The 4069-nt window shown below is 60.4% G+C and carries 4 protein-coding genes; 1 reads left to right on the plus strand and 3 read right to left on the minus strand.

Annotated elements, in window-relative coordinates; genetic code table 11:
* The 3 genes from ACIQ47_RS15000 to ACIQ47_RS15010 all read right to left on the minus strand — a co-directional run.
* A partial coding sequence (locus ACIQ47_RS15000) for a cbb3-type cytochrome c oxidase subunit I (RefSeq protein WP_396438858.1) occupies positions 1 to 1007 on the minus strand: 1007 nt, incomplete at its 3' end.
* A 69-nt stretch (positions 1008 to 1076) separates the two neighbouring features.
* On the minus strand, positions 1077 to 1214 hold the full coding sequence (gene ccoS, locus ACIQ47_RS15005; protein ID WP_090046617.1) for a cbb3-type cytochrome oxidase assembly protein CcoS: 138 nt from the start codon (positions 1212 to 1214) through the stop codon (positions 1077 to 1079).
* Positions 1215 to 1223: 9 nt separating this feature from the next.
* Positions 1224 to 3620 (minus strand): heavy metal translocating P-type ATPase, encoded by a 2397-nt coding sequence (locus tag ACIQ47_RS15010; RefSeq protein WP_396438859.1) that lies wholly within the window; start codon positions 3618 to 3620, stop codon positions 1224 to 1226.
* Positions 3621 to 3728: 108 nt separating this feature from the next.
* On the opposite strand from ACIQ47_RS15010, the gene ACIQ47_RS15015 reads away from it, so the two are divergent.
* A partial coding sequence (locus ACIQ47_RS15015) for a universal stress protein (RefSeq protein WP_396438860.1) occupies positions 3729 to 4069 on the plus strand: 341 nt, incomplete at its 3' end.

Raw genomic sequence — 4069 nt, forward strand, 5'->3', positions numbered from 1 at the left:
GCGTTGACGGTCTTGATGGACATCATCGGACCTTCGAAGGTCGACATGCCGTAAAAGGAAAGTGACACGATCAAAAAGCGCAGGATCGGATCGTCACGCAGTTTGTGCCAAGCGCCCGACAAGGTCATGATGCCGTTGATCATGCCGCCCCAACTTGGCGCCAACAAGATCAAAGAAAAGACCATGCCAATCGACTGTGTCCAGTCGGGCAAGGCGGTGTAGTGCAGGTGGTGAGGACCGGCCCACATGTAGGTGAAGATCAGGGCCCAGAAGTGCACAATCGACAAGCGGTACGAGTAAACAGGGCGCTCGGCCTGTTTGGGAATGAAGTAATACATCATGCCCAGGAAGCCCGCCGTGAGGAAGAAGCCCACCGCGTTGTGGCCATACCACCACTGAACCATGGCGTCTTGCACACCCGCATAGGCCGAGTAGGACTTCATCATGCCCACGGGCAAGGCCGCAGCGTTGACGATGTGCAGCAAGGCCACCGCGATGATGAAGGCGGCGAAGAACCAGTTGGCCACATATATGTGCCGCACCTTGCGGGTGCCCACAGTGCCAAAGAACACCACGGCAAAGGCCACCCAAACCAGCGCGATCAAGATGTCGATGGGCCATTCGAGTTCGGCGTATTCCTTGCCTTGGGTAAAGCCCAGAGGCAGGGAAATGGCGGCCAGCACAATGACCATTTGCCAACCCCAAAAAGTGAAAGCGGCCAGCTTGTCGCTGAACAAACGCACGTTGCAGGTGCGCTGCACGACGTAATAAGCGGCAGCGAACAAACCGCAACCCCCGAACGCAAAAATCACCGCGTTGGTGTGCAAGGGGCGCAAGCGGCCATAGCTGAGCCAGGAAATGCCGAAGTTGAGCTCCGGCCAAGTCAGCTGGGCTGCGATGATCACACCCACCAGCATGCCCACCACACCCCAGACCACCGTCATGATGGCGAATTGCCGTACAACTTTGTCGTTGTAAGACGTCGCCTGCATATTGGCAAATTTCATTTTCACCTCTTGTTTTTAAACCTTCAAACCGAGTGTGCACGGACGCACATTGCAAGGACTTGATCAAAATCAATCGTCACGCAAAATTCGTTCACCTTCGGCCTCGATGTCTTCAAATTGACCTCGGTCAATTGCCCACCATAGCCCCGCCAGGATGAAAAACACCAAGGCCACAGACAAGGGAATCAGCAAATAAAGAATGTCCATGCTGTTTTCTCAAACGGGTTGAAGGACCAGCGCCTGCTGCTCAAGCGACTCGGGCAAAGCCTGCGCCAGGCGCAAAGCATTGAGCACTACCAGCAAAGAGCTGAGCGCCATGCCCAAGCCCGCGGCCCATGCGGGTAGCCAGCCCATCAGGGCCAGCGGCACACAAGCGGCGTTGTAGGCCGCAGCCCACCACAGGTTTTGCCGCACGATGCGCATCGTCTGGCGGCTGCGTTGTACCGTGCTGACCAGCACCTGCAGCTGCCCACCCATCAAGACAAAATCGGATTTCGACTGCGCCAGCGGCACAGCCTGGCCCAGCGCAAAGGACACATCGGCCCCTGCGAGCACCGGCCCGTCGTTCAGGCCATCGCCCACCATGGCCACTTTGTGCCCTTGGGCCTGCAGGGCTTGCAGCGCTTGCAATTTGTGCTGAGGGCCGCAGCCGCCTTGCGCATCGGCAATGCCCACGGCCAAGGCCACCTGGGCCACAGCGCTTTGGCCATCGCCAGAGAGCACCTTCAGGCTCAAACCCATTTGTGCCAAGGCACGCACCACACCCGCCGCTTCGGGGCGCACTTGCTCGGCCAATTCAAAACTCGCCAACCAGCCTGATGCATCGGCCAGGCTGACCTGCAGATGGTGCCCGGCGCGTGTGGGTGCAGCGCAAAAAGCGGCCGAGCCCAAACGCAAGGCTTGGGGCTCTTGGCCTGACTGCGTCAAAACGCCTTGCACGCCCTGCCCTGCCAGCTCGCTCACGTCGTGCGCGGCCAGTGCTTCAAGCGCGTCCAAACGCCCGGCGGCTTCGGCGCAACGCCGGGCTTCGGACCACAGGGCGCGCGAGACCGGGTGCAAGGAATGGCGCGCCAGGCTGCCTGCCCAGTCCAGTGCCTGCGCCTCCCTCACGCCGTCGCGGGTGTGGACGCGGACCACTTCAAACGCATCGCGTGTCAAAGTGCCGGTCTTGTCAAAAATCACCGTGTCAATTTGTGACAGGTTTTGCAGAGCGCTCAGGCGTCGCACCAGCACGCCGCTGCGCGCCAAGGCCCCGGCCGTGGCCAACATGGCCGCAGGCGTGGCCAGCGACAAAGCGCAAGGACAGGTCACGATCAGCACGGCGACCGCCAACATCACCGCGTGTGCGGGATCGGTCGGCCACCAATAAATGGCCGAGGTCAACGAGGCCAACATCACCGCCACCAAGAAGGGTTTGGCCCAGCGGTCCACCCACAGGGCCATGGCGGGTTTAGAGACCGAGGCACTTTCCATCAGTGCCACGATTTGCGCGTAACGGGTGGCCGCGCCGATGTGCTCGATCTGCACCTGCAGCGTGCCGCTCAGGTTATAACTGCCCGCAATGACGCGATCGTCCACGCAGCGAGCCAGCGGCAGTGATTCGCCGGTCAACAAAGCTTCATCCACCTGGGTTTGGCCCACCAACACCAGGCCATCGCCCGCAAAAGCCTCACCGGGTAAGACCTCGATCACATCACCGACTTGCAAGCGGCGAATGGACATGAGCGCCCAGGTGCCATCGGTCTGGCGCTTGCGCACGCTGTCGGGCAAGCGGTTGAGCACCGCCTCCAGCGCCCCGGCCGTGCGGTCGCGCATGCGCAGCTCCAGCCAGCGACCCGTGAGCAAAAAGAACACAAACATGGTGAACGAGTCAAAAAAGACTTCGGCCCCGAACGGCCCTTGGGGCTCGAAGGTGCCCAGCGTGCTGACCACAAAGGTCACCACCATGCCCAAGGCCACGGGCAAATCCATGCTGATCTGGCGTTCGCGCAGGTCGCGCCAGGCGTTGCTTAAGAATGGCGTGCATGAGAAAAACATCACCGGCAAGGACAACACCCACGACGCCCAGCGCAGCAAATGCAGGGCTTCGTCCGAAATGTCACCCGGCTGCGCGAGGTACGTCGGCGTGGCGTACATCATGACCTGCATCATGCAAAGCGCCGCCACCGCCCAGCGCCAAACCATGCGCCGGGCCTCTTCTCGCCTGCGCGCATGGGCGTGGGCATCGTTGGCGGGCAAGGCTTTGTAGCCATGGCGCTCGACCGAGCGCATCCACTCGGAGGGGCGAGTCAGCTTGGGTGACCAGACGATCTGGCCCCGATGGCTGGCACCGCTGATCTGCACCGACTGCACGCCCGGCACGGCCCGCAAAGCATCTTCTAAAGTAATGGCGCAGGCCGCGCAATGCATGCCCTCGAAAACCACGCTGGAGCGCCAGCAGCCCGACTCGGTTTTTTCGGGCAAGCTGAACGCTGCCCACTCCTCGGGCGCATCGAGCAGTTCCAGCCGCTGCTGCGGGGTGTCGCGATGGGCCTGCGCCAGCTCAGGTGCAGCCGATTCCAACGCTTGAGGAGAAGCGGGTAACTGGCCTGGCAAAACATTGACTTGGGTCATGTTTCGAAGATACGACAGCCGCCCCGAACAAAGCTTGATGTACATCAAGCGCTGCCATTTGCCGTGCTTTTAAGCTGTGTTCTTGTCTTTTTTCAACAGGAGTACCTCATGTACAAACGCATCCTTGTGGCCACCGACGGTTCCACCTTGTCCAAAAAAGCCGTGACCAGCGCCATCGAATTGGCAGTCACCTGTGGCGCAGAACTGTTCGCCATCAAGGTGGTGCCGCGCTACCCAAAGGCGTACTTTGAAGGCAGCATCCCCCTGTCCAGTGATGAGATCTCGCGCGTGGAAAGCCAGTGGACCGAAGCCGCTCAAATCCAATTGGCCGCGGTCGAAAAAAGCGCCAAGGCCAAAGCCGTCAGCACCAAAGCCATCACCGTCAAATCGGACGTCGTTTCAGACGCCATCATTGCAGCGGCCAAAAAACACAAAGCCGACCTGATCGT

Source organism: Limnohabitans sp. (assembly GCF_044373035.1).
In the GTDB taxonomy this organism is placed as follows: domain Bacteria; phylum Pseudomonadota; class Gammaproteobacteria; order Burkholderiales; family Burkholderiaceae_C; genus Limnohabitans_A.

What these genes read in the sequence shown, in the direction of transcription:
- ccoS (WP_090046617.1), bottom strand. Translation starts at nt 1,214, where the DNA reads ATGGACATTCTTTATTTGCTGATTCCCTTGTCTGTGGCCTTGGTGTTT.
- ACIQ47_RS15010 (WP_396438859.1), bottom strand. Translation starts at nt 3,620, where the DNA reads ATGACCCAAGTCAATGTTTTGCCAGGCCAGTTACCCGCTTCTCCTCAA.